General features: G+C 56.1%; 23 protein-coding genes. 11 read left to right on the forward strand and 12 right to left on the reverse strand.

The features are described 5' to 3' along the window. Nucleotides 1-84 precede the first annotated feature (84 nt). Nucleotides 85-747 (reverse strand): iron-sulfur cluster repair protein YtfE, encoded by a 663-nt coding sequence (gene ytfE / locus OKF39_RS03175; RefSeq protein WP_479983460.1) that lies wholly within the window; start codon nucleotides 745-747, stop codon nucleotides 85-87. A gap of 244 nt (nucleotides 748-991) precedes the next feature. Between ytfE and OKF39_RS03180 the strand changes: the two genes are divergently transcribed. Next, the gene (locus OKF39_RS03180) at nucleotides 992-2,641 is read left to right on the forward strand and encodes a methyl-accepting chemotaxis protein (RefSeq protein WP_045259627.1); all 1,650 of its coding nucleotides are present in this window, start codon (nucleotides 992-994) and stop codon (nucleotides 2,639-2,641) included. 79 nt (nucleotides 2,642-2,720) lie between these two features. On the opposite strand, the gene OKF39_RS03185 is transcribed toward OKF39_RS03180, so the two are convergent. From OKF39_RS03185 to OKF39_RS03195, 3 genes are all read right to left on the reverse strand, one after another. Then, nucleotides 2,721-3,686 carry a DMT family transporter gene (locus OKF39_RS03185; RefSeq protein WP_041911471.1) on the reverse strand — a complete coding sequence of 322 codons (966 nt, stop codon included), beginning with the start codon at nucleotides 3,684-3,686 and terminating at the stop codon, nucleotides 2,721-2,723. Between the two features lie 75 nt (nucleotides 3,687-3,761). Then, nucleotides 3,762-4,586: an AraC family transcriptional regulator gene (locus OKF39_RS03190; RefSeq protein WP_028015277.1), complete on the reverse strand. Its 825-nt coding sequence runs from the start codon at nucleotides 4,584-4,586 to the stop codon at nucleotides 3,762-3,764. An 81-nt stretch (nucleotides 4,587-4,667) separates the two neighbouring features. Continuing rightward, nucleotides 4,668-5,516 carry an SDR family oxidoreductase gene (locus tag OKF39_RS03195; RefSeq protein ID WP_479983461.1) on the reverse strand — a complete coding sequence of 283 codons (849 nt, stop codon included), beginning with the start codon at nucleotides 5,514-5,516 and terminating at the stop codon, nucleotides 4,668-4,670. 84 nt (nucleotides 5,517-5,600) lie between these two features. On the opposite strand from OKF39_RS03195, the gene OKF39_RS03200 reads away from it, so the two are divergent. Continuing rightward, complete coding sequence (locus OKF39_RS03200; RefSeq protein WP_479983462.1) at nucleotides 5,601-5,987, forward strand: winged helix-turn-helix transcriptional regulator; 387 nt, start codon at nucleotides 5,601-5,603, stop codon at nucleotides 5,985-5,987. Nucleotides 5,988-6,027: 40 nt separating this feature from the next. Here the strand turns inward: OKF39_RS03200 and OKF39_RS03205 are convergent, their stop codons facing one another. Then, nucleotides 6,028-7,971 carry a bifunctional 2',3'-cyclic-nucleotide 2'-phosphodiesterase/3'-nucleotidase gene (locus OKF39_RS03205; protein ID WP_136486784.1) on the reverse strand — a complete coding sequence of 648 codons (1,944 nt, stop codon included), beginning with the start codon at nucleotides 7,969-7,971 and terminating at the stop codon, nucleotides 6,028-6,030. A gap of 190 nt (nucleotides 7,972-8,161) precedes the next feature. Between OKF39_RS03205 and cysQ the strand changes: the two genes are divergently transcribed. Then, the gene (gene cysQ / locus OKF39_RS03210; RefSeq protein WP_126345995.1) at nucleotides 8,162-8,902 is read left to right on the forward strand and encodes a 3'(2'),5'-bisphosphate nucleotidase CysQ; all 741 of its coding nucleotides are present in this window, start codon (nucleotides 8,162-8,164) and stop codon (nucleotides 8,900-8,902) included. Here cysQ and OKF39_RS03215 read toward each other — a convergent pair. Further along, complete coding sequence (locus OKF39_RS03215) at nucleotides 8,896-9,453, reverse strand: YtfJ family protein (protein WP_479983463.1); 558 nt, start codon at nucleotides 9,451-9,453, stop codon at nucleotides 8,896-8,898. The two genes, cysQ and OKF39_RS03215, sit on opposite strands and share 7 nt — an antisense overlap. A gap of 324 nt (nucleotides 9,454-9,777) precedes the next feature. Here OKF39_RS03215 and OKF39_RS03220 point away from each other — a divergent pair, with 324 nt between their 5' ends. Next, nucleotides 9,778-9,984, forward strand: coding sequence for a DUF1107 domain-containing protein (locus tag OKF39_RS03220; protein WP_008501430.1), 207 nt, complete (start codon nucleotides 9,778-9,780; stop codon nucleotides 9,982-9,984). A 75-nt stretch (nucleotides 9,985-10,059) separates the two neighbouring features. On the opposite strand, the gene paeA is transcribed toward OKF39_RS03220, so the two are convergent. Both paeA and msrA read right to left on the reverse strand, forming a co-directional pair. Next, entirely contained in the window at nucleotides 10,060-11,397 is a 1,338-nt protein-coding gene (gene paeA, locus OKF39_RS03225) for a polyamine export protein PaeA (protein WP_028015283.1), read from the reverse strand. Between the two features lie 211 nt (nucleotides 11,398-11,608). After that, entirely contained in the window at nucleotides 11,609-12,250 is a 642-nt protein-coding gene (gene msrA / locus OKF39_RS03230; RefSeq protein ID WP_028015284.1) for a peptide-methionine (S)-S-oxide reductase MsrA, read from the reverse strand. 223 nt (nucleotides 12,251-12,473) lie between these two features. On the opposite strand from msrA, the gene tamA reads away from it, so the two are divergent. The 3 genes from tamA to OKF39_RS03245 are packed head-to-tail and all read left to right on the forward strand — an operon-like array spanning nucleotide 12,474 to nucleotide 18,327. Beyond that, a complete protein-coding gene (gene tamA / locus OKF39_RS03235; RefSeq protein WP_045259622.1) occupies nucleotides 12,474-14,207 on the forward strand; it encodes an autotransporter assembly complex protein TamA in 1,734 nt (577 codons plus the stop codon). Continuing rightward, complete coding sequence (tamB, locus tag OKF39_RS03240; RefSeq protein ID WP_479983464.1) at nucleotides 14,204-17,980, forward strand: autotransporter assembly complex protein TamB; 3,777 nt, start codon at nucleotides 14,204-14,206, stop codon at nucleotides 17,978-17,980. Before tamA ends, tamB begins: the two co-directional genes overlap by 4 nt. A 2-nt stretch (nucleotides 17,981-17,982) precedes the next feature. Further along, nucleotides 17,983-18,327 carry a gamma-glutamylcyclotransferase family protein gene (locus OKF39_RS03245; RefSeq protein ID WP_008501424.1) on the forward strand — a complete coding sequence of 115 codons (345 nt, stop codon included), beginning with the start codon at nucleotides 17,983-17,985 and terminating at the stop codon, nucleotides 18,325-18,327. Between the two features lie 314 nt (nucleotides 18,328-18,641). Here OKF39_RS03245 and OKF39_RS03250 read toward each other — a convergent pair whose 3' ends face one another. The 4 genes from OKF39_RS03250 to ppa form a co-directional block, all read right to left on the reverse strand. Beyond that, nucleotides 18,642-19,112, reverse strand: a complete 471-nt coding sequence (locus tag OKF39_RS03250; RefSeq protein ID WP_248218951.1) for a hypothetical protein — start codon at nucleotides 19,110-19,112, stop codon at nucleotides 18,642-18,644. Then, nucleotides 19,109-19,246: a hypothetical protein gene (locus tag OKF39_RS03255; RefSeq protein WP_479983465.1), complete on the reverse strand. Its 138-nt coding sequence runs from the start codon at nucleotides 19,244-19,246 to the stop codon at nucleotides 19,109-19,111. Before OKF39_RS03255 ends, OKF39_RS03250 begins: the two co-directional genes overlap by 4 nt. Further along, entirely contained in the window at nucleotides 19,230-19,667 is a 438-nt protein-coding gene (locus OKF39_RS03260; RefSeq protein WP_479983466.1) for a hypothetical protein, read from the reverse strand. The genes OKF39_RS03255 and OKF39_RS03260 overlap by 17 nt, the downstream gene beginning before the upstream one ends. Nucleotides 19,668-19,886: 219 nt before the next feature. Continuing rightward, nucleotides 19,887-20,417, reverse strand: a complete 531-nt coding sequence (ppa, locus tag OKF39_RS03265; protein ID WP_041911466.1) for an inorganic diphosphatase — start codon at nucleotides 20,415-20,417, stop codon at nucleotides 19,887-19,889. 309 nt (nucleotides 20,418-20,726) lie between these two features. Between ppa and ytfQ the strand changes: the two genes are divergently transcribed. The 4 genes from ytfQ (at nucleotide 20,727) to yjfF (ending at nucleotide 25,275) form a co-directional block, all read left to right on the forward strand. Then, nucleotides 20,727-21,683 carry a galactofuranose ABC transporter substrate-binding protein YtfQ gene (ytfQ, locus tag OKF39_RS03270; protein WP_021240696.1) on the forward strand — a complete coding sequence of 319 codons (957 nt, stop codon included), beginning with the start codon at nucleotides 20,727-20,729 and terminating at the stop codon, nucleotides 21,681-21,683. 65 nt (nucleotides 21,684-21,748) lie between these two features. Further along, the gene (gene ytfR, locus OKF39_RS03275) at nucleotides 21,749-23,251 is read left to right on the forward strand and encodes a galactofuranose ABC transporter, ATP-binding protein YtfR (RefSeq protein WP_028015289.1); all 1,503 of its coding nucleotides are present in this window, start codon (nucleotides 21,749-21,751) and stop codon (nucleotides 23,249-23,251) included. 10 nt (nucleotides 23,252-23,261) lie between these two features. Beyond that, nucleotides 23,262-24,287: a galactofuranose ABC transporter, ATP-binding protein YtfT gene (ytfT, locus tag OKF39_RS03280; RefSeq protein ID WP_162196517.1), complete on the forward strand. Its 1,026-nt coding sequence runs from the start codon at nucleotides 23,262-23,264 to the stop codon at nucleotides 24,285-24,287. Further along, entirely contained in the window at nucleotides 24,274-25,275 is a 1,002-nt protein-coding gene (gene yjfF / locus OKF39_RS03285) for a galactofuranose ABC transporter, permease protein YjfF (RefSeq protein WP_023293434.1), read from the forward strand. The genes ytfT and yjfF overlap by 14 nt, the downstream gene beginning before the upstream one ends. Nucleotides 25,276-25,290 lie beyond the last annotated feature (15 nt).

Below are 25,290 nucleotides of genomic sequence, written 5' to 3' on the forward strand. Positions count from 1 at the left end.
ATGTTGCCGGGTGGCGCTGACGCTTACCCGGCCTATGTTCGAGGACGTTGTAGGCCCGGTAAGCGCTAGCGCCACCGGGCTTTTTTATTCCCCCGCCAATGCCCGCGGGAACAGCACGTTATTCTCAAGGCTGATGTGCTCCATCAGGTCGTCAATCATCTCGTTAATGCCGTTGTACATCGCTTTCCAGGTGGTGCACGCTTCCGGCGGCGGCGTGACGTTGTTAGTGGTGTGTTTGATCACGTCCAGCAGTTCGCCCGCGTCATCGTGCTCGCTTTCCATTACGCTGATAGGTCCCATCGCCTGGCTTCCCATTCCCTGTTTAATCATCGGGAAGAGGATCTGCTCTTCTTTCATCATGTGGCTGGAAAGCTCTTCATGCAGCATGGTCAGGTATTTTGCCAGACCGCGCGGCACGGAAGGCTTGTCGGCATGTACGCGCTCAACTTTCGTTGCCAGCAGGATCAGCTCAGGCAGCTGTTCACGGTGGCGGTCGTGGTAACGCACGATGATATGGTCGATGATTTCCGTGAGCGGGGCGGTGCGCCAGTCTTTTTCAACAGGCTGTTCAGCCAGCAGCGCCAGCTCCGCTTCGATAGCCTCCACGTCCAGTTCCTTGCGCGAGGCCGCTCGCGCCAGCGTTTGCTTACCGCCGCAGCAGTAATCCATATCGTATTTACGGAACAGCGCGGAAGCGCGAGGGATGGAGAGCGCCAGCTCGCCGAGGGGTTGGTCGCGAAAGGCCATAGCAGTTACCTCGTCATTAAAAATACAAGATGCATATTAAATGCATCTTTAAGGCGGCGCTATAACCCTTTAGAGGGAAGGGGTAAAGTGCGATGCGGATCACAAAAAAATGTCCCGTTTAACTCTCTGAATGGATTTAGGAAAGTGGTTTAGAAAGTTTTTAAAGGTGGAGAAACAGTAAACAACCCGCCGCGCGTGCCGATAGATACACGTCAGACAAACCTGCATATAACAAAGGCAACGCATGTTTAAACGTATAAAAGTCATTACTCTTCTTATTTCGGTGCTGCTTGTGCTCGGCATCATGCAAGTGATTTCCGCGGGTATCTTTATCAACGCGCTGAATAACGATAAAGACAACTTCACCGTGTCGCAGCTTTCCAGCCAGAACGTGGCGGAATTTACCGACGCCTGGATCAGCCTGAACCAGGCGCGCGTCACGCTAAACCGCGGGATGCTGCGTCTGCAAAGCAGCATGGCCTCTCAGATTAACGGTGGACAGCTGAACGAGCTGGTTAACACCGCGAAAAATCTGCTGGCCAATGCGCAGGTCCATTACGACAAATACTACGCTCTGCCGAATACCCCGGGTCTGGATGAGAACCTGGCCGATCGGCTGGAAGAGCAGTACCGCATCTACTCCGCCACGTTGACGCAAATGAACGTTCTGCTGGGCCAGGGCAACCTGGAAGATATGTTCAAACAGAATGCCGAACAGAAGCAGACGGCAATGCAAAAGGTCTATCGCGAGTGGCGCGAGGCGCAGGCTGCGCTCACCAGTAAAGGCATTCAGGATAACGAAAGCGACTACAAGCGCATCCTGTGGATCCTTTCTGCCGTCATGATCCTCGTCATTGCGGTGATTATCTCCAGCTGGATCGCCATGCGCCGGGTACTGCTCCTGCCGCTGGAAGAGGTGATCAACCATATCCGCGCCATCGCGGCAGGGGATTTAACCCAGCCGATTCAGGCTGAAGGCAAAAACGAAATGGCTATCCTGGCGCGCAACGTGCAGGAGATGCAAACCTCGCTGGCGAACACCGTGGGCGTGGTGCGTGAAGGCGCAGATACCATCTATACCGGTGCGGGTGAAATCTCGGCGGGCAGCAACGACCTCTCTTCCCGTACCGAGCAGCAGGCCGCGTCTCTGGAAGAGACGGCAGCCAGCATGGAACAGCTGACCGCCACTGTGAAGCAGAACGCGGATAACGCGCGTCAGGCGTCTCGTCTGGCGCTGGATGCCTCCTCAACCGCGAAGAAGGGCGGTAACGTGGTGGAAGGCGTGGTGCGCACCATGGACGAGATCGCCACCAGCTCCAGCAAAATCGCGCAAATTACTAACGTTATCGACGGCATTGCCTTCCAGACCAACATTCTGGCGCTGAACGCGGCGGTGGAAGCGGCGCGTGCGGGCGAGCAGGGCCGTGGCTTTGCGGTGGTTGCAGGAGAAGTACGCACGCTTGCCCAGCGCAGCGCCCAGGCGGCGAAAGAGATTAAGGCGCTGATCGATGATTCCGGCGAGCGTGTGAACGCGGGTTCTCAGCTGGTGAACGAAGCGGGCGCGACGATGGCGGAAATCGTTAACGCGGTTACCCGCGTGACCGACATCATGGGCGAAATTGCCTCTGCCTCTGACGAGCAGAGCCGCGGTATCGACCAGGTTGGTCAGGCGGTAGCCGAGATGGACCGCGTGACCCAGCAGAACGCCTCGCTGGTGGAGGAGTCTGCGGCGGCAGCGGCGGCGCTGGAAGATCAGGCCGCACGCCTGAACGAAGCGGTAGCAGTGTTCAAAATAACGCGTAATCAGGCGGTCAAAGCGGCACCGGTGAAAACCTATGTGCCAAAAGCGCAGCCAGCAGCGACGGCGTCTGAAGCGAACTGGGAAACGTTTTAAGGGCTTGCCCGGTGACGGCTACGCCTTACCAGACCTACTGTTTTGTAGGCCCTGCAAGCGTAGCGCCGCTGGGCATTACTCACATCTCCGAAGCCGGAACGACCCTCGGTTTTTCCGGCTTCGCTCTTACCGCCATCACCACCCCCACCACCAGCAGCGCGATCCCGCAGGCCGTTAACAGCGGCGGCACGCTCTGGCGCATCAGGAAGGTGTACAGCAGCCCGGCCAGGGTTTCGAACACAATCAGCGGCCCTAAGATCACCGTCGGTAGCTTCTGGCTGGCAATGTTCCAGCACAGCGCGCCCACCCAGGAGCACAGCACCGCAATCGCAACCATTAAGCCAATAAAGACCCAGGGTCTTGGCCCGAAGGGCTGGGCAAACTCCGGCTGCTGATGACCCAGCCAGAGGCATGCGCCGGCATACCCCACTAACGAGACGGGGAGCGTGACCAGCGCCTGCGCCGTTGCCCACATCATCGGGTGTTTGTCCGGGTTCTCCCGCAGCCAGCGCGCATTGCGCAGGGCGTACCAGGCCCAGCACGCGACCGAGATGAACGCTAAAACAATCCCCGAACCGTAACGCCATAAGCTGAAGTCTGCCAGGCCGTGGCGCAGCTCGGCGATATTGACGCACACCAGCCCCACGGCGGTGCAGGCCAGGGCGGGTATCATTTTCGACCACGCCAGCTTGCCGTCCCGATGGCTATAAAGCAGATTCGCGAAGATGGGGATGACCACCGGCAGCGTGCCGATAATCATGGTCGACACCGGCGCTCCGGTTCGCTGAATGGCGCTTGCCAGGCAGACGTAATAGATGAGATTGCCCATCATGGTCAGCGCCAGCGCGGTGCCCCAGTCCTGACGGCTGAGCTGTCGCAAGCGCGTACGCCCCAGCCATGCCAGAGGAAGGGCAATCAGCCCGAGCGCCAGATAACGTCCGGTAGACTGCAATATCGCCGGGTATTCCGGCACGATAAGAGGGCCGACAAAGATCAGCCCCCACATCAGACCTGCAAGCAGGGCATACAACACGCCGCTAATCATTTTTCCATCCACATTGATTTACTCTGCACTCAGTCTAGAAGGGGGAAACGCGCGCGTATTGTATGAGATTGCGCATTAGCGCCGGGCGACCTGTTTCTGGTAGCGCACGGGCGTAATGCCGTAGCGGCGGGTAAACGCGCGGGTTAAATGCGACTGGTCGGTCAGCCCCGTTGCGGCGGCGACTTCGGCGGCGGGCATACCGTGGGTGAGAAACGCCTTGGCGCGCCACAGGCGGATGGCCATTAACATCTGGTGCGGCGTAACGTGAAAATGGGCTTTGAACTGGCGCTGGAAATGGTACGGGCTGAGCGAGACAACGTTCGCCAGTTCGTCCAGCGTCAGGGCGTGCATATAGTTGTCGTGCAAATACTCGCGCACGCGCTCGAAACGGTGTGCGCCTTCCTGAACCACCGGCGCGTGATGGGCTAGCGGCTGAAAGGTCTCGATCAGATCCAGCAATAAGCCTTTTTGCGCCAGCGGATCGTCCGTATGCCACAGGCCGTAAATTAGCCTGCCGATCTGCTGAGAGCGCTGCGGGTCGTAACGGGTTACGTCGCTGAACCACCAGTGGCGCAGGCCGGTTACCTCTTCCAGAAGATCGGGTTCGATGTAGACCATCCGGTAGCGCCAGCCGTCTTCGGTCGCGGACTCCCCGGTATGGATCTCGTCCGGGTTCATGGTAACAACGGATTTTTCAGGTGCGAGATGCTGGGTGCCGCGATAGCGAAAGCGTTCGGCGCCGGTTTCGATGGTGCCGATGCCGAAGGCTTCATGGGTGTGGGGCTCAAAGGCGTAGTCAGAGATATGCGCGTGATAGAGTTCAAGGCCCGGCAGCTGCGCCAGATGGCGAAAGCGCGCGCTGTCTCTCTCGTCAGTAAACTGTTCCGGTACGCCTTGCACGATGAGCCTCCTCATGGGTCATCACTACATTATCAGAGATGACCCGAGGGGATGCCACAAAAAATAACCAATCCGTAACAATTACAGAATGGCTTTGACGCTCTCCGCCAGCGGTGTAGTCGGGCGGCCAATCAGCTTGCTCAGGGTACGGCTGTCGTCAAACAGGCCGCCTTTGGACGCGCCCACGTCGGAGTCCGCCAGCATATCCGCCAGCCCAGCGGGTAAACCCACGCTCTTCAATGCGGCTGCAAAGTCCGCTTCGCTCAGGTTTTGATACGCCACAGGTTTACCGCTCTGCTTGCTCAGTTCCGCCGCCAGCTCGCTCAATGTCCAGCCGTGGTCGCCTGCCAGTTCGTATACCTTGCCCGCATGACCCTCTTCAGCGATCACTTTGGCTGCCGCCGCGGCATAGTCTGCGCGGGTGGCAGAGGCAATTTTGCCTTCGCCTGCGACACCAATGAATACGCCGTGTTCCAGCGCAGGCGGCGCGCTCGCCAGGTAGTTTTCGGTGTACCAGCCGTTGCGCAGGAGGGCATAAGGAATGCCGGACGCCGCCAGCGCTTTTTCAGTGGCGACATGTTCAACGTGCAGACCCAACGGTGATTTATCCGCGTGCAGCAGGCTGGTGTAGGCGATAAATTTCACGCCTGCCGCTTTGGCGGCGTTGATCACGTTCTGGTGCTGGGTCGCGCGCTGGCCCACTTCGCTGGAGGAGATGAGCAGCAGCTTTTCCACGCCGCTCAGCGCGGCAGTAAAGGCGGCCTTATCGGTGTAATCCGCCTGACGAACCACAATACCCTGGTTGCTTAACGCTTCAGCTTTCGCCGGGTTACGAACAATGGCAACAATCTGGTTTGCTGGAACGGTTTTCAGCAGTTCTTCAATAACGTGCTGGCCAAGCTGGCCGGTAGCGCCGGTAATCGCGATCATGATAAATCTCCTTCGTGTTTGTCTGGTGTTGTGGCACACTATCACCATAGCTAACTTTTAGTAAGTACGTACAAAAAGGTAAGTATGAAAAAAACGATCCCAACGCTCAGCGAGCAAATGCGCGATGGCAATCTCTTCGCGGAACAGTGCCCTTCACGGGAGGTGCTTAAACACGTTACCAGCCGCTGGGGCGTGCTGATCCTGCTGGCTCTGCGCGGAGGAACGCACCGTTTTAGCGAGCTGCGCCATAAAATGGGCGGGGTGAGCGAAAAGATGCTGTCCCTGTCGCTTCAGGCGCTGGAGCAGGACGGGTTTGTCGATCGCGTGTCGTATCCGGTCGTGCCGCCGCACGTCGAGTATAGCCTGACACCGATGGGCAACGAGGTGAGCGAGAAAGTCGCCGCGCTGGCGGACTGGATTGAAGTCAATACGCCGAAGGTGATGGCGAATCGGGATGAGCGTGCGGCGTAAAAGCCGGGTGGCGGTTTCGCCTTACCCGGCACAATCACCGCTACCTGCTCAAATCCACCTGATAAATCGCGAACCCGATATCATCCGTCGCAACCTTCTTCATCGGATACTGCGCCTTATCCTTAATAAACGCGGCTGCCTTATCGGACGGTGACGTTTCAAAGCGGATATCCAGTTTCGCATCGCTGTGGATTGGCGCAAGACGCCAGTTGTTATCCACCGCCGGGTGAATTTCGCCCGCCTTCTTCGACTCCGCGCCGATCCACGCCGCCAGCACCGAGCGGTTTTCGTCCGGTGACGCAAAAGCGATGTGGCTATCTCCCGTACCGGCAAACTTGCCGCCGTAGGCACGGTAGTTATTGGTTACCACCAGGAAGGTGGCATTCGGGTCGATCGCCTTGCCGTTGAACGTCAGGTTTTTGATGCGTTCGGCCTGCGGGTTAATCGCCTGGCACTCGCCGTCATATTTCGCCGGCTGGGTGACGTCAATCTGGTAATTTACGCCGTCGATCACGTCGAAGTTGTACGTGCGGAAGCCGTCCCAGTTAATCAGCGGCTGTGGTTTACTGCTCTTCGGGTCGATCTGGTTAAACTGCCCGGCGGAGCACTCCAGCCACTCCTTCACCTCTTTCCCCGTGGCTTTAACCACCACCAGGGTATTCGGGTAGAGATAGAGATCGGCGGCGTTACGGAAGGTCAGCTGGCCTTTTTCGACCTCAACATAGCTTGCCGGGTCGTTCTTGCGTCCGCCCACTTTGAATGGCGCAGCGGCAGACAGCACCGGCAGTTTTGCCAGATCCGGATCGCCCTGAACAAAGTGTTCGGCATAGGCTTTCTGGGCCATGTTGACCACCTGAACGGTCGGATCGTCCTGCACCAGCGCCAGGTAGCTGTACATGTTGTCGGCGGATTTGCCGATCGGCTTGCTGACGAATTCGCGGGTGGCGTCGTGGTCGTGCTTCAGCACGTCGACCAGCTTTTTATCTTCACCTGCCAGGGATTTTTTAGCCGCCGCGTCGTAAATTGGGCGCGCTTCGGCTTTTGACTGCGTCACCTTCCAGCTGCCGCTGTCGTTATTTAGCACCAGATCCACCACGCCAAGGTGGTCGCCCCACATGCCCGGCATCACAGACGGCACGCCGTTGAGCGTCCCTTTCTCGATATCCGCCCCTTTAATGCTGGCAAAATCTTTGCCCGGGAAAACAGCGTGAGCGTGGCCGAACAGGATCGCGTCAACGCCCGGGACTTCGCTCAGATAATAAACGGAGTTCTCCGCCATGGCCTGATACGGATCGGCGGAGAGACCCGAGTGGGCGACAATCACCACCAGATCTGCGCCTTTCGCGCGCATTTCCGGCACGTACTTGCGCGCGGTTTCGGTAATGTCATTAACGGTCACTTTGCCGTCGAGGTTGGCTTTATCCCAGGTCATGATCTGCGGCGGTACGAAGCCGATATAGCCGATTTTCAGCGTCTGCTTTTTACCGTCCCGATCGACAACTTCACTCTCTTTAATCAGGTAAGGGGTAAAGAGCGGCTTTTGCGTCTTAACGTCGATGATATTGGCGTTAACGTACGGGAACTTCGCGCCGGCAAGCGCATCGTGCAGGTATTTCAGGCCGTAGTTGAATTCGTGGTTGCCCAGGTTGCCGACGGCATAGTCCAGCGTGTTCATCGCTTTATAAACCGGATGGATCTCGCCTTTCTTCAGACCTTTCGCCGCCATGTAATCGCCAAGCGGGCTGCCCTGAATGAGATCGCCGTTGTCCACCAGCACGCTATTTTTGACTTCACCCCGCGCGGCGTTGATCAAACTTGCTGTACGTACCAGTCCGAATTTTTCCGTAGGGGTATCTTTGTAGTAATCGAAGTCCATCATATTGCTGTGCAGATCGGTCGTTTCCAGAATACGCAGATCTACCGTCGCCGCCTGCACGCTCGCTGCAATCAGCGTCGCCAGAAGCGTTGCACTAAACTTAATCATCAGAGGAGTCCTTTTTTCGATCCGTTCCACAAAAGAGTATGTATCTATCGTTTGTTGCTTACAGAAATGTGAATCCTGACAGAAAAAAGCGACCTGAAACCGGAATTGCTTCACAGATAGCGGAATTATTCACATTACGATATAACTAAAACAAAGAGTTAACCTCACTGCGTTAACAAAGAGGTGGAAAATGCTAGATAAGATTTGTCAGCTCGCACGGGATGCGGGAGATGCCATCATGCAGGTGTATGACGGTGTTAAACCGATGGAGGTCGTCAGCAAGGCGGACGACTCCCCGGTCACGGCGGCCGATATCGCGGCGCATAAGGTGATCCTGCAAGGTCTGCAGACCTTAACGCCGGATATCCCCGTCCTGTCTGAAGAAGCGCCGCAAAGCTGGGACGAGCGCCAGCACTGGCAGCGCTACTGGCTGGTCGATCCGCTGGACGGGACAAAAGAGTTCATCAAGCGCAACGGTGAGTTCACCGTCAATATTGCCCTGATTGAGAAGGGTAAAGCGGTGCTCGGCGTGGTCTACGCGCCGGTAATGAAGGTGATGTACAGCGCCGCAGAAGGGAAGGCCTGGAAGGAGGAGTGCGGCGTACGCAAGCAGATCCAGGTGCGCGATGCCCGTCCACCGCTGGTGGTGATTAGCCGCTCGCACAGCGACAGCGAGCTGGAGGAATACCTGCAACAGCTGGGTGAACACCAGACCACCTCGATTGGCTCGTCGCTGAAATTCTGCCTGGTGGCGGAAGGTCAGGCGCAGCTGTATCCGCGCTTTGGGCCAACCAACGTCTGGGATACCGCGGCAGGCCATGCCGTTGCCGCGGCCGCCGGGGCGCATGTCCATGACTGGCAGGGCAAGCCGCTGGACTATACCCCGCGCGAATCATTCCTCAACCCCGGCTTCCGCGTCTCTCTTTACTGAGCCAGCAGTTTGTGCAGCAGGGCGACAACCTGCTGCACCTCTTCCTGAGTTAACGCGCCGTCTTTCACCCACTGCACGCGACCGTCCTTATCCAGCACGACAATCGCGGAGCTCTCTTCCTCAAGCTGCCAGGCCTTACGCGTCACGCCATTGCTGTCAACGATAAACTGCGACCACGGGTAGAGCTTTTTATTGCTCTCAAGGCTTGAGCGCACAAACATCCCGGAGCCCGGAATGGCATCATCGGTGTTCACAATCGTGGTGGTCTGGTAGCGGTCATGAGGGAATTTTGCGGCCTTGATCGCCTCCACGAGGTTGGCATTCTTCTCTTTTGCGGATGTACGACCGGCAATATGTTGTACAACTCTCACTTTGCCCGCGAGCTGCGCGCTATTCCAGGCTTTATAGCTAAACTTATCATTGTCGAGAATCAATTCTCCCCGGTCAGCAATGCCGACTGGCGGTACACGTTGTCCTTTTTCAATGCTGTGAGCGGAAGCACACAGGGGCAGCAGCAGGCAGGCTGCCGCAAGGATGTTACGTAGGGTCATGGCGTTTCCTTATTGTTTGCAGGTGATCCGACCACTTGGTCATACGCTTTTAATCATAAGTGCGATCAATGTGGTTTTCCCGCAATCCCAGTGCCAGTTTGCGGGTGAACGCACATATCCATGAAAAAACGACGGCTTATACTGCTCTCTCTCACGCTTTGCAAAGATTATTCTGAATAATTGTAATCAAACGGTAAATAAACTTATGCACACTGGGTAACACCGTAGTTCTGGTCTATAGTCATTGGGCATCAAAATTTGCGCTCAGGACAGTCGGGCCGATTGTGGCACCGCAAGAGCGTATGATTCGCAGGAGATACAAGAATGAAAATTTTCCAACGCTACAACCCGCTTCAGGTGGCGAAGTACGTGAAGATCCTGTTCCGTGGACGGTTGTACATCAAGGATGTTGGCGCTTTTGAGTTTGATAAGGGCAAGATCCTTGTCCCAAAAGTGAAGGACAAACAGCACCTGTCTGTGATGTCCGAAGTCAACCGTCAGGTTATGCGTCTGCAAACTGAGATGGCTTAACCAACGTGCTATGCAGTAGGTAGTTAAAAAGACGGCTCCCGATGGGAGCCGTTGATGTTTGTGGGGGCAGGAACGTTACGCCGACACCTTCTCTTCCGCGTCCGGCAGCTTCGGCACCAGTACGGTCGGCTTGTTGTCAATACGCGTCACCAGCAGCTGGTCGATGCGGTAGTTATCAATATCCACCACCTCAAACTTGTAGCCGGAGAACTTCACCGAGTCGGTGCGTTTCGGGATTTTACGCAGCATAAACATCATAAAGCCGCCGATGGTTTCGTAGTTACCGGACTGCGGGAACTCGTCGATATCCAGCACGCGCATGACGTCTTCAATCGGCGTACCGCCGTCGATCAGCCATGAATTATCGTCACGCTGAACAATCTGCTCTTCCAGTCCCTGGCCAACCAGGTCTCCCATCAGCGTGGTCATCACGTCGTTCAGCGTGATGATACCCACCACCAGCGCGTATTCGTTCATGATCACCGCGAAGTCTTCCCCGGCGGTTTTGAAACTTTCCAGCGCTTCGGAGAGCGTCAGGGTGTCCGGCACAATCAGGGTATTGCGGATCTGCACGCCGCTGTTGAGCGCCAGGCTCTGGTTTGCCAGCACGCGGTTCAGCAGGTCTTTGGAGTCGACGTAACCGATGATGTGGTCGATATCTTCATTACAGACCAGGAACTTGGAGTGAGGATGCTGCGCCACTTTGTTCTTCAGGCTCTGCTCATCTTCATGTAAATCGAACCAGATAATGTTTTCGCGGCCCGTCATGGAAGAGGGCACGGTACGGGATTCCAGTTCAAATACGTTCTCAATCAGCTCGTGTTCCTGCTTACGCAGCACCCCGGCCAGCGCGCCGGCTTCCACCACCGCATAAATGTCGTCAGAGGTGATGTCGTCTTTACGCACCATTGGCAGCTTAAAGATGCGGAAAATCACGTTCGCCAGGCCGTTGAAGAACCACACCAGCGGACGAAACACATACAGACAGAAGCGCATCGGGTTGATGATACGCAAAGCTACAGCTTCTGGCGCAATCATACCGATGCGTTTCGGGGTCAGGTCTGCAAAGAGGATGAACAGGCCGGTTACCAGCGAGAAGGAGAGAATAAAGCTCAGCTGTTCGGCAAGCTCAGCGGACATGTATTTGACAAAGAGGCTATAAAACGCTGGAGAAAAGGCCGCATCGCCCACGATACCGCCGAGAATGGCGACCGCGTTAAGGCCAATCTGCACCACGGTGAAGAACATGCCGGGGTTTTCCTGCATTTTCAGGATGCGGGTGGCATTGATGTTGCCCTCGTCGGCAAGCAGCTTCAGTTTGATTTTACGGGACGCGGCCAGCGAGATCTCAGATATCGAGAAAAATGCACTGACGGCAATAAGACAAAGTATTACTAAAATACTGTTTAACATAGTTTATCCGGCTTCTCGCCAGATCCTCAGAAGGGGAGTTGATACCATTTGTGTGAAAACACGTAGAACGTCAGCTCGTAGCGTTGAGCCGATTATTTCAGCGGTAGTATAGCGTAAAGAGATGTAAATCTGCCAGAGGTCACATTTTTGGCATAAAACAGACCGGACAGCGTGCGCTGTCCGGTACGGGTGACGTTTTAACGGTTAATAATCAGGCCAGCTGTGGCGGCAGGCAGACGCCGATGCCCCCGATGCCGCAGTAGCCGTACGGGTTTTTGTGCAGATACTGCTGATGATCGTCCTCGGCATAGTAGAACGGCTTCGCGGTGGCGATTTCCGTGGTCACCTCGCGCGTATCGCCTGCTTCACGCATGGCCTGCTGGAACCGCTCAAGGCTGGCGCGCGCAGCGGCGTCCTGCTCAGGCGTGAGCGGATAAATGGCCGAGCGATACTGTGTGCCGTGGTCGTTGCCCTGACGCATGCCCTGCGCCGGGTCGTGGTTTTCCCAGAAGACCTGCAGGAGCTGTTCGTAGCTGATGACCGTCGGGTCATATACCACGCGTACCGCTTCCGCATGGCCGGTTTCGCCGGAGCAGACTTCGCGGTAGGTTGGATTCGGCGTATAACCGCCCGTGTAGCCGGCCGCGGTACTGTAAACGCCGGGCAACTGCCAGAAGAGGCGCTCAACGCCCCAGAAGCAGCCCATGGCGAACAGGGCGATTTCCATTCCATCAGGAACGTTGGTCATTGAATGGTTATTGACGGCGTGTAAGGTCGCCACAGGCATAGGGGTGTTGCGTCCCGGTAATGCATCAGCTTGTGAAACCAGATGCTTCTTGTCGAATAAACTCACGATGGGGCCTCCCGGGGTGCGATGTTTCGGTTAAGGTTGTCACGAAGCGTTTAATTGAACACAATAAATGCGCTGAATGAGACTAGATTTAATCATAAGAAATATTTGGGTGTTACACCCGTTTTCAACCCACGATTTGGGTTTTTGGCTTCCAGGCCGTATTTTGCCGCACGGCGGCGCTTCATTTGCTTCCAGGGTGGAAAAGGGATATTCAGGAGAAAACGTGACAAAAATCCGCCAGTTATGTTTAGTCAGTGTATTGCTGACAAGCGGGGTTGCCAGCGCGGCGAATGTCCGTTTGCAGGTTGAGGGGTTATCCGGGACGCTGGAAAAAAACGTGCGTGCGCAGCTGTCGACCATCCAGAGCGATGAGGTGACGCCGGACCGGCGTTTTCGCGCGCGCGTGGATGACGCGATCCGTGAAGGGCTAAAAGCGCTGGGGTATTACGAACCCACCATTGATTTCGATCTCCGCCCGCCGCCAAAGAAGGGGCGTCAGGTGCTTATTGCCCGCGTCTCGCCGGGCGAGCCGGTGCTGATTGGCGGCACGAACGTCATCCTGCGCGGCGGCGCGCGTACCGACCGCGACTACCTGGACCTGCTCAGCACGCGGCCGAAAATCGGCACCGTGCTCAACCACGGTGACTACGACCACTTCAAAAAAGAGCTGACGAGCGTCTCCCTGCGCAAGGGCTACTTCGACAGCCAGTTCAATAAAAGCCAGCTGGGCATTGCGCTGGAGCGACGTCAGGCCTTCTGGGATATTGACTACGACAGCGGTGAGCGCTACCGCTTTGGCGATGTAACGTTTGAAGGTTCGCAAATTCGTGAAGAGTATCTGCAAAACCTCGTGCCGTTTAAAAAAGGCGATTACTACCAGTCGAGCGATCTGGCGGAGCTGAACCGTCGCCTCTCCGCTACCGGCTGGTTTAACTCCGTGGTTGTCGCACCGGAATTTGATAAGTCTCGCAAAACCAAGGTGTTGCCGCTGCATGGCGTTGTCTCGCCGCGCACCGAGAACACCATTGAGACCGGTGTTGGCTACTCGACAGACGTCGGTCCGCGCGTGAAGACCTCCTGGAAAAAGCCGTGGATGAACTCCTACGGCCACAGCCTGACCACCAGCGCCAGCATTTCCGCACCGGAACAGCAGCTTGATTTCAGCTATAAAATACCGCTGCTGAAAAACCCGCTTGAGCAATATTACCTGGTGCAGGGCGGCTTTAAGCGTACCGATTTGAACGATACCGAGCAGGACTCGACAACGCTTGCGGTTTCACGCTTCTGGGATCTCTCCAGCGGCTGGCAGCGCGCCATTAACCTGCGCTGGAGCCTTGATCACTTTACCCAGGCAAACGTCACCAACACCACTATGCTGCTTTATCCGGGCGTGATGATCAGCCGCACCCGCTCGCGCGGCGGCCTGATGCCAACCTGGGGTGATTCACAGCGGTACTCTATCGACTACTCCAATACGATGTGGGGCTCTGACGTCGACTTCACGGTGGTGCAGGCGCAAAACGTCTGGATCCGCACGCTGTATGACAAACACCGCTTTGTGATGCGCGGCAATCTCGGCTGGATTGAGACGGGTGATTTCGAGCGCGTTCCGCCGGACCTGCGCTTCTTCGCCGGGGGCGACCGCAGCATTCGCGGGTATAAGTACAAATCGATCTCACCTGAAAACGAAAAAGGCCAGCTGACCGGGGCATCCAAACTGGCGACCGGATCGCTGGAGTATCAGTACAACGTCAGCGGCAAGTGGTGGGGTGCCATGTTTGTTGACGGTGGTGAAGCGGTGAACGATATCCGCCGCAGCGATTTCAAAACCGGTGCAGGCGTGGGCGTACGCTGGCAGTCACCCGTCGGACCCATCAAGCTCGACTTCGCCGTGCCGGTGGGCGACAAAGATGAACACGGATTACAGTTTTACATCGGTCTGGGGCCTGAATTATGAGTTTATGGAAGAAAATAAGCCTCGGGGTGCTGATTTTTATCGTGCTGCTGCTCGGTACGGTGGCGTTTCTGGTGGGAACGACGACCGGGCTGCATCTGCTGTTTAACGCCGCTAACCGTTGGGTGCCGGGGCTGGAAATTGGTCAGGTAACGGGCGGCTGGCGAGACCTGCGTCTGAAGAACATCCGCTACGAGCAGCCGGGCGTGGCGGTCAACGCCGGGGAATTCCATCTCGCGGTGAAGCTGGGCTGCCTGCGGGACAGCAAGCTCTGCGTGAACGATCTGTCGCTAAAAGACGTCAACGTGGCGATAGACTCAAAGAAAATGCCGAAGTCTGCGCCGGTTGAGGAAGAGGACAGCGGCCCGCTGAATCTCTCCACGCCATACCCGATTGCCCTCTATCGGGTGGCGCTCGATAACGTCAATATCAAAATCGACGACACTACCGTTTCGGTGATGGACTTCACCTCCGGCCTGCGCTGGCAGGAGAAAAACCTCACCCTGACGCCAACCTCGCTGCAAGGGTTGCTGATCGCGCTGCCGAAAGTGGCGGACGTGGCGCAGGAAGAGATCGTCGAACCGAAGATCCAGAACCCGCAGCCGGAAGAGAAGCCGCTGGGCGAAACGCTGAAAGAACTCTTCTCGAAGCCTGTCCTGCCTGAAATGACCGACGTGCATCTGCCGCTGAACCTCAACATTGAGGAGTTCAAAGGCGAACAGCTGCGCCTGACCGGCGACACCGATCTGACGGTCTTTAACATGCTGCTGAAAGTCAGCAGCATTGACGGCAACATGAAGCTCGACGCGCTGGATATCGATACCAACCAGGGCTCGGTGAACGCGTCAGGCAACGCCCTGCTGCGCGACAGCTGGCCGGTGGATATCACCCTCAATAGCGCCCTGAATATCGACCCGCTGAAGGGCGAAAAAGTGAAGGTTAAAGTGGGCGGGGCGCTGCGCGAGAAGCTGGATATCGGGGTGAATCTCTCCGGCCCGGTAGACATGGCCCTGCGCGCGCAAACCCAGCTGGCGGAAGCCGGGCTGCCGCTCAATCTGGAGGTTGTCAGCAAGCAGCTTAACTGGCCGTTTACTGGCGAAAAACAGTATCAGGCCGACGATCTGAAGCTGAAGCTGAGCGGCAAGATGACCGACTACACGCTCTCGTTCCGCACTGCGGTGAAGGGGCAGGGCGTGCCGCCCGCGACCATCACGCTGGATGCAAAAGGCAATGAACAGCAGGTTAACCTCGACAAGCTGACCGTCGCGGCGCTGGAAGGCAAAACGGAACTGACCGCGCTGCTCGACTGGCAGCAGGCGATCAGCTGGCGCGGCGAGCTGAAGCTGACGGGAATTAACACCGCCAAAGAGGTGCCGGACTGGCCGTCGAAGCTGGACGGGCTGATCAAAACCCGCGGCAGCCTCTACGGCGGCACGTGGCAGATGGACGTGCCGGAAATCAAGCTCACCGGGAACGTGAAGCAGAACAAGGTGAACGTAGAAGGCTCGGTGAAGGGCAACAGCTACCTGCAGTGGATTATCCCGGGACTGCACGTGGCGCTGGGCCGCAACACGGCGGATATCAAAGGCGAGCTGGGGGTAAAAGATCTCAATCTTGACGCCACTATCGACGCGCCAAATCTGGATAACGCCCTGCCGGGTCTGGGCGGTACGGCGAAAGGACTTGTGAAAGTGCGCGGCACCGTGGACGCGCCGCAGCTGCTGGCAGATATCACCGCCAACAATCTGCGCTGGCAGGAGCTGAGCGTTGCCCGCGTCCGCGTGGAAGGGGATGTGAAATCCACCGATCAGATCGGCGGCAACCTGAACCTGCGCGTGGAGCGCATTTCCCAGCCGGACGTGAACATTAGCCTGGTGACTCTGGACGCCAAAGGGAACGAGAAGCAGCACGACCTCCAGCTGCGCGTGCAGGGCGAGCCCGTCTCCGGCCAGCTTCACCTGACCGGCAGCTTCGACCGGAAGGAAACGCGCTGGAAAGGAACGCTGGACAACACCCGCTTCAACACCCCGGTGGGGCCGCTGGCGCTCTCGCGCTCCATTGCGCTGGACTACCGCAACGCCGAGCAGAAGATCAGCATCGGGCCTCACTGCTGGACCAACCCGAACGCGGAGCTGTGCGTGCCGCAGACCATTGATGCGGGGGCGGAAGGGCGCGCGCAGATCAACCTGAACCGCTTCGATCTGGCGATGCTGAAACCGTTTATGCCGGACACCACGCAGGCCAGCGGCGTCTTCAGCGGGAAAGCCGATGTCGCCTGGGACACCACCAAAGAGGGGCTTCCACAGGGCAGCGTCACGCTTTCCGGGCGCAACGTGAAGGTAACGCAGGAAGTCAACGACGCGCCGCTGCCGGTGGCCTTCGACACCCTGAATGTGAGTGCAGACCTGCATAACAACCGTGCAGAGCTGGGGTGGCTTATCCGTCTGACCAACAACGGCCAGATGGACGGGCAGATACAGATTACCGATCCGCAGGGGCGGCGCAATCTGGGCGGCAACGTCAATATTCGTAACTTCAACCTGGCGATGGTCAACCCGATCTTCGCCCGCGGGGAAAAAGCCGAGGGCATGGTGAATGCCAACCTGCGCCTGGCGGGCAACGCGCAAAGCCCTCAGCTGTTCGGCCAGCTGCGGCTCAGCGGTGTGGATATCGACGGTAACTTTATGCCATTCGATATGCAGCCCAGCCAGATTGCGATGAACTTCAACGGCATGAGCTCGACGCTGAACGGCTCGGTATTAACTCAGCAGGGGCAAATCAACCTGAGCGGCGACGCGGACTGGAGCCAGCTCGACAACTGGCGCGCCCGTATTGCCGCGAAAGGCAGTAAGGTGCGCATCACCGTACCGCCAATGGTGCGCCTGGACGTCTCGCCGGACGTGGTCTTTGAGGCGACGCCAAGCCTCTTCACCCTGGATGGTCGCGTGGACGTGCCGTGGGCGCGCATCGTGGTTCACGAGGTGCCGGAAAGCGCGGTCGGCGTCTCCAGTGATGAAGTTATGCTCAATGAAAATCTGAAACCTGCCGAAGAGAAGAGCGCTGGTATACCGATTAATAGTAACCTTATCGTGCACGTGGGAAATAACGTGCGGTTGGATGCGTTTGGGCTGAAGGCGAGGCTCACGGGCGACCTGAAAGTGGCGCAGGATAAACAAGGGCTTGGCCTCAACGGGCAGATCAATATTCCTGAAGGGCGTTTCCATGCCTATGGTCAGGATCTGATTGTCCGTAAAGGCGAGCTGCTGTTCTCCGGCCCACCGGATCAACCGCTGTTGAACATCGAAGCGATTCGTAACCCGGAAGCGACGGAAAACGACGTCATTGCTGGCGTACGCGTCACCGGCTCTGCCGACGAACCGAAGGCGGAGATCTTCTCCGACCCGGCGATGTCGCAGCAGGAAGCCCTCTCTTATCTGCTGCGCGGACAAGGTCTGGACAGCGGACAAAGCGACAGTGCGGCGATGACCTCAATGTTGGTCGGTCTGGGGGTTGCACAAAGTGGGCAGGTTGTGGGTAAAATCGGCGAGACGTTCGGCGTAAGCAATCTGGCGCTGGACACCCAGGGCGTGGGTGACTCCTCGCAGGTGGTGGTCAGCGGCTATGTACTGCCGGGTCTGCAGGTAAAATATGGTGTGGGGATCTTTGACTCACTGGCAACACTCACGTTACGCTATCGCCTGATGCCTAAGCTATATCTGGAAGCAGTGTCCGGCGTAGACCAGGCACTTGATCTGCTCTATCAGTTTGAGTTTTAGCAATGCGAATATTTGTCTACGGCAGTTTACGAACCAGGCAAGGCAACAGTCACTGGATGACCAATGCCCAGCTACTGGGGAATTACAATATCGAGAACTACCAGTTGTACAGCCTGGGCCACTATCCAGGCGCGGTTCCCGGCGAAGGAACAGTACAGGGTGAAGTTTATCGTATTGATAATGCTACACTTGCCGAACTTGATGCCTTGCGCACCAGGGGCGGTGAATACGCTCGCCAGTTGATCCAGACACCGTACGGAAGCGCGTGGATGTATGTCTACCAGCGTCCGGTCGACGGGTTAACGCGGATTGTAAGCGGTAACTGGTTAGACAGAGACCAGTACTGAAAAACGACAACGCCACCGTGAGGTGGCGTTGTTTTTTTCAGTTTCAATTCTCTTCTGTATCCCTGCGTCGGGTTAAAAAAAGAGGAACGAACAGCATGATGTATGGGGCAATAAGCCATAAAAAACACAAGGCGCGTGAACGGCCATAGTAGTTTATGCATCGCGTATTGCTTGATATGACGGGCAGGAAAAACAATAAAAACAGCAAAATCGCATAATCGCTTCGATAAGGGATCCATAAGTAAAACAAAAACCAGGCAAGTTGGAATGTCAGGATGCAGAGATACTGCCATTTGCTGTCTTTGCCGTAACAGTCAAACGCCTTTATGTAGCCCATCTTTATGCTTTGAAGAAAGAAACTTAGCATGTATAACGCTCACGATCGCGACGGTCAGAAGCGTGCTCGTCAGCAACGCTCCTAAAAAATAGCTGTGGGTGATATCAGTAGCACCCGAGCTTAAAGTATGTAATTTACTATATCCTCTATCTACTGCAACAAAAAGCGTATATAGCCCGATGTTAATACAGAACTGAAGCAGACAAGAAGTGACAATATTCGCTGGAATTCTTTTTAATAGAGTGAGTAACGTATAAATAATACTTGCTGAAAGAGCGAAGTAAAGCCCGTTAAATAAACTGGATAGTAAGGATCTGTTTATTTCGCTGAATATTAAATTATCGCTTCCATAATACCATGCCAGATATTGAGTATACGTACTTCTGCCAAAGATAAAGGAGGCAATAATAATGACGAGTAGACTTACGATATGGATTTTCTTACTCATAATTTTGCTCCCTTAGAAAGCAGTTCCTTCATCGTTTTACTGGCCTCCAGCTGATCTTTGATTATGGCAAGGTCACGATTGTTGTGATTATATTTTGCAATAGCGGTTGGCGTTCCTTTACCACCATTGTCCATAAAGAAGGACCTGTGGGATGGGATCACGCCCATAGCTCACCGCCTGAGGAAGGGAGTGAATAGACTCTGTCGTGAGGAAGCGAGGAATATTTTCATGCTCAATATTGCCTAAAGGTGTAGTGGCAACAAGAGAGCCGATAAAATCAGTCGTATACACTAACGTATCTGTATCTTTGGTCGTTACTTTCGAGCCCGTAAGATATTTTATCTGTTGCCAAAGTGTAATATCTTTTGGGGTAACCTTAACACCATCCATAAACATATCTTGCTTGCGTTTTAGCTGAATGACAGTGCGGTGTACCTGTGTCAAAGAGGGGCTGATTTCCCCAACGGAAGGCATAAGTCCATCGCGGGAATATAGCCTTTCAATAATAAAGTAAATTCCAGTTGGGCGGGCAACATCAATGTTAATGGATGACATATGAATCCTGTAATCAATGGGGATTAATGCTCATTATGACAGTATGTGATTAATTGACAGCCTATTCAACCACTCCCACCATAAATGAGAGGGTGTCTTTGTTGTATTAACATGAAAGCCAAAGGGAACGGGATTTATCTTAAAAGCTAATGTATGCTGCTTTTAACAAAGATAAAAAAAGCCCCTGTATGCGGGGCTTTCATCAATCGACAGTAAGAATTACTTCTTAGCAGCGCGTTCGAAGGAGGCGATGATTTCTGCTTTCGCCGCTTCTGCGTTGTCCCAGCCGTCAACCTTAACCCATTTACCTTTTTCGAGGTCTTTGTAGTGCTCGAAGAAGTGGGCGATCTGCGCTTTCAGCAGCTCTGGCAGGTCATTCACATCTTTAATGTGATCGTACTCTTTGCTCAGCTTGGTGTGCGGTACCGCAACCAGCTTCGCATCTTCACCCGCTTCGTCAGTCATCTTCAGCACGCCAACAGGACGGCAGCGAATGACGGAGCCAGGCTGCAGTGGGTATGGCGTTGGAACCAGCACGTCAACCGGGTCACCGTCCAGAGACAGGGTGTGGTTGATGTAGCCGTAGTTGCACGGATAGAACATGGCGGTAGACATGAAACGGTCAACGAACAGCGCACCGGTGTCTTTGTCGATTTCGTATTTGATTGGATCTGCGTTGGCCGGGATTTCAATAACAACGTAGATGTCTTCTGGCAGTTCTTTACCCGCTGGGACGTTGAGTAAGCTCATGTCGGTGTCCTTTAAAATGGATGGTAAACAAGTGGCAGGTATTATAGCCAACTCACGCTGAATGTCTCCGCCTCTTTTCGCTTTCTATCCCCGCAAGCCCCACTTTTCAGACCGTTTCCATGACAGGAAAATCCATAAACTCAGCCGCATTTTTAATGGTGAAATGAAAGCGATTACAAACTTGTGATTAACATTTTATTCACTTTACTGAAGTGTGATGTAACGCAATTCGTTACATATTTCATTGGCTATAGTCATTTCGCAGAACATCTTTTAACCAACAATAAACACCCCTACGAGGACGCTCATATGTGGAAGCGCTTACTTCTTGTCACAGCAGTTTCGGCAGCCATGTCGTCTATGGCGATGGCCGCTCCCTTAACCGTAGGTTTTTCGCAAGTTGGCTCTGAATCCGGCTGGCGTGCGGCGGAAACCAACGTTGCGAAAAGCGAGGCTCAGAAACGCGGCATCACTCTGAAAATCGCCGATGGTCAGCAAAAGCAGGAAAACCAGATCAAAGCCGTGCGCTCGTTTATCGCCCAGGGCGTGGATGCCATCTTTATTGCGCCAGTGGTGGCGACCGGCTGGGAACCGGTTCTGAAGGAAGCGAAAGACGCTGAAATTCCGGTCTTCCTGCTCGACCGTTCCATCGATGTTAAAGACAAATCTCTCTATATGACCACCGTCACCGCTAATAACGTGCTTGAAGGGCAGTTAATTGGCGACTGGCTGATTAAACAGGTCGACGGCAAACCGTGTAACGTCGTTGAACTGCAGGGCACCGTCGGCGCGAGCGTGGCCATCGACCGTAAGAAAGGGTTTGCTGAGGCCATTGCCAAAGCGCCAAACATCAAGATTATCCGCTCCCAGTCCGGCGACTTTACCCGCAGTAAGGGTAAAGAGGTCATGGAGAGCTTTATCAAGGCTGAAAACAACGGCAAGAATATCTGCATGGTTTACGCCCACAACGATGACATGGCGATCGGGGCGATTCAGGCGATTAAAGAAGCGGGCCTGAAGCCGGGCAAAGATATCCTCACCGGCTCTATCGACGGCGTGCCGGACATCTACAAAGCGATGATCGACGGTGAAGCCAATGCCAGCGTCGAGCTGACGCCGAACATGGCGGGCCCGGCATTCGACGCGCTGGAGAAATTCAAGAAAGACGGAACGATGCCTGAGAAGGTGACCGTCACCAAGTCCACGCTCTACCTGCCTGATACAGCGAAAGAAGAGTTAGAGAAGAAGAAAAATATGGGCTACTGATCCAGTGAAATTGCCGGGTGGCGCTGCGCTTACCCGGCCTACGGGAACGTGCCGGGGACGTGAATATGAAAACTGAACAACACCAGGAAATCCTCCGCACAGAGGGCTTGAGTAAATTCTTCCCCGGCGTAAAGGCGCTGGATAGCGTTGATTTCAGCCTGCGGCGCGGTGAAATCATGGCGCTGCTGGGCGAGAACGGCGCGGGAAAATCGACGCTGATTAAATCGCTGACCGGCGTTTATCACGCCGATCGCGGCACCATCTGGCTGGAAGGCAACGCTATTTCGCCAAAAAATACCGCCCACGCCCAGCAGCTGGGGATCGGGACGGTTTACCAGGAAGTGAACCTGCTGCCGAATATGTCGGTGGCGGACAACCTGTTTATTGGCCGCGAGCCACGCCGCTTTGGCCTGCTGCGCCGCAAAGAGATGGAGGCGCGCGCCACGAAGCTGATGAAGTCCTACGGCTTCTCCCTCGACGTTCGCGAGCCGCTGAACCGCTTTTCCGTGGCGATGCAGCAGATCGTCGCCATCTGTCGCGCGATCGATCTCTCTGCGAAGGTGCTGATCCTCGATGAACCCACCGCCAGCCTCGATACCCAGGAAGTGGAGATGCTCTTCACCCTGATGCGCCAGCTGCGCGATCAGGGCGTGAGCCTGATCTTCGTCACGCACTTCCTCGATCAGGTGTATGAGGTGAGCGACCGCATTACGGTGCTGCGCAACGGCAGCTTTGTCGGCTGCCGCGAAACCCGCGAGCTGCCGCAGATCGAGCTGGTGAAAATGATGCTGGGCCGCGAGCTGGAAACCAACGCGCTCCAGCGCGCGGGCCGCACGCTGCTGAGTGAAAAACCGGTTGCCGCGTTCAGCGATTACGGCAAGAAAGGCGTGATATCGCCGTTTAACCTTGAGGTGCGTCCCGGCGAAATTGTCGGGCTGGCGGGCCTGCTAGGCTCGGGCCGAACCGAAACCGCCGAGGTGATCTTCGGGATCAAGCCTGCCGACAGCGGCACCGCGCTGATCAAGGGCAAACCGCAAACCCTGCGATCGCCGCATCAGGCCTCCTGTCTGGGCGTTGGCTTCTGCCCGGAAGACCGGAAAACGGACGGCATCATTGCCGCCGCCTCGGTGCGGGAAAATATCATCCTGGCCCTGCAGGCCCAGCGCGGCTGGCTACGCCCGATCCCTCGTAAAGAGCAAAACGCCATCGCCGAGCGCTTTATCCGCCAGCTCGGCATCCGCACCCCGAGCGCGGAACAGCCGATTGAATTTCTCTCCGGCGGTAACCAGCAGAAGGTGCTGCTCTCCCGCTGGCTGCTGACCAAACCGCAGTTCCTGATCCTTGACGAGCCGACGCGCGGTATCGACGTGGGCGCGCACGCCGAAATTATCCGGCTTATCGAAACGCTCTGTGCGGACGGGCTGGCCCTGCTGGTTATCTCATCCGAGCTGGAGGAGCTGGTGGGCTATGCCGATCGCGTCATCATCATGCGCGATCGCAAACAGGTGGCAGAGATCCCGCTGGATAAACTGTCCGTTCCGGCAATCATGAATGCCATCGCGGCGTAAGGAGTGAATCGTGATGTCCCGTTCGCTTTCGCAAACCGGTGAGTCAAAGCGCCGCTTTAGCTGGCCAACCGGCACGCCGCAAATTGCAGCGCTGCTGGTGGTGCTGTTGGTAGATAGCCTTGTCGCACCGCATTTCTTCCAGATTATTGTTCAGGATGGCCGCCTGTTTGGCAGCCCGATCGATATTTTAAACCGCGCCGCGCCCGTGGCGCTGCTGGCGATTGGAATGACGCTGGTGATCGCCACCGGCGGAATAGATCTCTCCGTCGGCGCGGTGATGGCTATCGCCGGGGCCACGGCAGCCTCAATGACCGTGGCCGGTCACAGCCTGCCGGTGGTACTGCTGGCGGCCTTAGGCACCGGCGTGCTGGCCGGACTATGGAACGGCATTCTGGTGGCGGTGCTGAAAATTCAGCCCTTTGTCGCTACGCTGATCCTGATGGTGGCCGGGCGCGGGGTCGCACAGCTGATCACCTCGGGGCAGATTGTTACCTTCAACTCTCCGAGCCTGGCATGGCTTGGCAGCGGCAACCTTCTGTTCTTCCCGACGCCAGTGATTATTGCCCTGGTCACGCTTGTTGTCTTTTGGCTCTTCACCCGCAAAACGGCACTCGGCATGTTTATTGAGGCGGTGGGGATCAACATTCGCGCCGCGCGCAACGCCGGGGTCAACACCCGCCTGATGGTGATGCTGACCTACGTGCTGAGCGGCGTCTGCGCCGCCATTGCTGGTGTCATCGTCGCCGCCGATATTCGCGGGGCCGATGCCAATAACGCCGGGCTCTGGCTGGAACTGGATGCGATCCTCGCGGTGGTGATCGGCGGCGGGTCGCTGATGGGCGGGCGCTTTAACCTGCTGCTCTCGGTGATCGGCGCGCTGATCATTCAGGGTATGAACACCGGGATCCTGCTCTCGGGATTCCAGCCGGAACTCAACCAGGTGGTAAAAGCGGTAGTTGTACTCTGCGTGCTGATCGTCCAGTCGCCGCGCTTTGTCAGCATCATTAAGGGGATCCGTGGCCATGATAAAACGTAATTTACCGCTAATGATCACGCTGGGCGTGTTTGTGCTGGGGTATCTCTACTGCCTCACGCAGTTCCCCGGTTTTGCCTCAACGCGCGTGATCTGCAACATTCTGACGGACAACGCCTTTTTAGGCATTATCGCCGTCGGCATGACCTTTGTGATCCTCTCCGGCGGGATCGATCTCTCCGTCGGGTCGGTGATCGCGTTCACGGGGGTATTCCTCGCGAAGGCGATCGGCTTCTGGGGCATCTCGCCGCTGGTGGCGTTTCCGCTGGTACTGGCGATGGGCTGCGCGTTTGGCGCCTTTATGGGGCTTCTGATCGACGCGCTGAAAATTCCGGCCTTTATCATCACGCTGGCCGGGATGTTTTTCCTGCGCGGCGTAAGTTATCTGGTTTCTGAGGAGTCGATTCCGATTAACCATCCGGTGTATGACACGCTCTCCAGCCTGGCGTGGAAAATCCCCGGCGGCGGTCGCCTGAGCGCGATGGGGCTGCTGATGCTGGGCGTGGTGGTGATTGGCATTTTCCTTGCCCACCGCACCCGGTTCGGCAATCAGGTATACGCCATTGGCGGCAACGCCACGTCGGCCAACCTGATGGGGATCTCAACCCGCAGCACCACCATCCGCATCTATATGCTTTCGACCGGCCTGGCAACGCTGGCGGGTATTGTCTTCTCGGTGTATACCCAGGCGGGCTATGCCCTGGCAGGCGTCGGCGTGGAACTGGATGCGATTGCTTCTGTGGTTATCGGCGGCACGCTGCTCAGCGGCGGGGTAGGGACGGTGCTGGGGACGCTGTTCGGCGTCGCGATTCAGGGGCTGATACAAACCTATATCAACTTTGACGGCACGCTCAGCTCGTGGTGGACGAAGATCGCCATTGGCATTCTGCTGTTTATTTTTATTGCCCTGCAGCGGGGGCTGACGGTGCTCTGGGAGAACCGTCAAAGCTCGCCTGTTACCCGCGTAAACACATCGGTAACAGAGCGATAACACGCTGAATTTGCT

Source organism: Enterobacter cloacae complex sp. HYC042_NIDB (assembly GCF_056673315.1).